Genomic DNA, 2,335 nt, shown 5'->3' with positions numbered 1-2,335 from the left:
GTCGTCACCCCCGAACTGCGCGCGATGCTGGAGGCGTACACCTCCGGCGACGTCCGCAAGGCCACCGAGATCCACCAGCAGCTGCTGCCCGTCTTCACCGGCATGTTCCGCACGCAGGGCGTGATCACGACCAAGGCTGCGCTCACCCTCCAGGGCCTGCCCGCCGGACCACTGCGGCTGCCGCTCGTGGAGCTCTCCGCCCAGGAGACCGAGCAGCTCAAGATCGATCTTGCCGCGGGCGGGGTACAGCTCTGAGCACAGCCCCGGCTGCCCACAGACTTCACAACTGAATACGCATGACTGAGTACGCACGACCGCGTACCGCACGACCTGTACGAACTGAACGCGACAACTGCATCGCACGAACGTCATGCGCGCCACGTGCCCTCACGGAGGACGTGGCGCGCATGGGTAGGAGAGTCTTTTGAGTCATCCGCATCCCGAGCTCGGCTCCCCGCCGAAGCTTCCCGAGGGTGGCCTGCGCGTCACCCCGCTCGGCGGCCTGGGCGAAATCGGCCGCAACATGACCGTCTTCGAATTCGGCGGCCGCCTGCTCATCGTCGACTGCGGGGTGCTCTTCCCCGAGGAGGAGCAGCCCGGAATCGACCTGATCCTGCCGGACTTCAGCAGCATCAGGGACCGCCTCGACGACATCGAGGGCATCGTCCTCACGCACGGGCACGAGGACCACATCGGCGCCGTCCCCTATCTCCTGCGCGAGAAGCCGGACATCCCGCTGATCGGCTCCAAGCTGACCCTCGCCCTGATCGAGGCGAAGCTCCAGGAGCACCGCATCCGCCCGTACACCCTCGAGGTCAAGGAGGGGCACCGCGAGCGGATCGGCCCCTTCGACTGCGAGTTCGTGGCGGTCAACCACTCCATCCCGGACGCCCTGGCCGTCGCCATCCGCACTCCCGCGGGCATGGTCGTGCACACCGGCGACTTCAAGATGGACCAGCTGCCGCTCGACGGCCGCCTGACCGACCTGCACGCGTTCGCCCGCCTGAGCGAGGAAGGCATCGACCTCCTCCTCTCGGACTCGACGAACGCCGAGGTTCCGGGCTTCGTCCCGCCGGAGCGCGACATCTCCAATGTCGTACGGTCCGTCTTCGCCGGAGCCCGCAAGCGCATCATCGTCGCGAGCTTCGCCAGCCACGTGCACCGCATCCAGCAGGTCCTGGACGCCGCCCACGAGTACGGCCGCAAGGTCGCCTTCGTCGGCCGCTCGATGGTCCGCAACATGGGCATCGCCCGTGACCTCGGCTACCTCCGCGTCCCCGCCGGACTGGTCGTGGACGTGAAGACCCTCGACGACCTTCCGGACCACGAGGTCGTCCTGATCTGCACGGGTTCCCAGGGCGAGCCGATGGCGGCACTGTCCCGCATGGCCAACCGGGACCACCAGATCCGCATCGTCCAGGGCGACACCGTCATCCTGGCCTCGTCGCTGATCCCCGGAAACGAGAACGCGGTCTACCGCGTCATCAACGGCCTGACCCGCTGGGGAGCCAACGTCGTGCACAAGGGCAACGCCAAGGTGCACGTCTCGGGCCACGCCTCGGCCGGCGAGCTCCTGTACTTCTACAACATCTGCAGGCCTCGCAACCTGATGCCGGTGCACGGCGAATGGCGCCACCTGCGCGCCAACGCCGAGCTCGGCGCGATGACCGGGGTCCCGCAGGACCACATCGTCATCGCCGAGGACGGCGTGGTGGTCGACCTGGTCCAGGGCAAGGCCAAGATCGTCGGCAAGGTCCAGGCCGGTTACGTGTACGTGGACGGCCTCTCGGTCGGCGACGTCACCGAGAGCTCGCTCAAGGACCGCCGGATCCTGGGCGACGAGGGCATCATCTCGGTCTTCGTGGTCATGGACTCCACCACCGGAAAGATCACCGGTGGCCCGCACATCCAGGCCAGGGGCTCCGGCATCGACGACGGGGACTTCAGCGCCGTCATCCCGAAGATCAACGAAGCCCTGGAGAAGTCGGCCCAGGACGGTGTCGTCGAACCCCACCAGCTGCAGCAGCTCGTCCGCCGCACCCTGGGCAAGTGGGTCTCCGACAACTACCGCCGGCGCCCGATGATCCTGCCCGTCGTCGTCGAGGTCTGACGACGCGCTGACCAGCGCGAACGCACCACAACTAGGAGCGGGGCGCCTCGATTTGCATCGAGGCGCCCCGCTCCAGTACGTTTACGGCTCCGCCAGACCGGGAACCCGGAGCGCTCATGCGCCCGGAGCCACCCGGACGGAGTGGAAATTCCGACTCAGAATCTCTGATAAAGTCGGGTCTCGCCGGAAAGGGAAACCGCCGAAAAGCGGAAGCCCTGGAAAGCA

2 protein-coding genes are annotated in these 2,335 nt (G+C 67.2%); both read left to right on the top strand.

Features of this window, described 5'->3' with window-relative positions:
- Positions 1–255, top strand: a 255-nt coding sequence (locus BLT97_RS37190) for a dihydrodipicolinate synthase family protein (RefSeq protein WP_176954037.1), incomplete at its 5' end; no start/stop codon positions are given.
- 169 nt (positions 256–424) lie between these two features.
- Positions 425–2,110: a ribonuclease J gene (locus BLT97_RS37185; protein WP_093618495.1), complete on the top strand. Its 1,686-nt coding sequence runs from the start codon at positions 425–427 to the stop codon at positions 2,108–2,110.
- Positions 2,111–2,335: the final 225 nt, after the last annotated feature.

This window comes from Streptomyces indicus (assembly GCF_900100315.1).
In the GTDB taxonomy this organism is placed as follows: domain Bacteria; phylum Actinomycetota; class Actinomycetes; order Streptomycetales; family Streptomycetaceae; genus Streptomyces; species Streptomyces indicus.
This window is presented reverse-complemented; position numbering and strand designations above follow the sequence as displayed.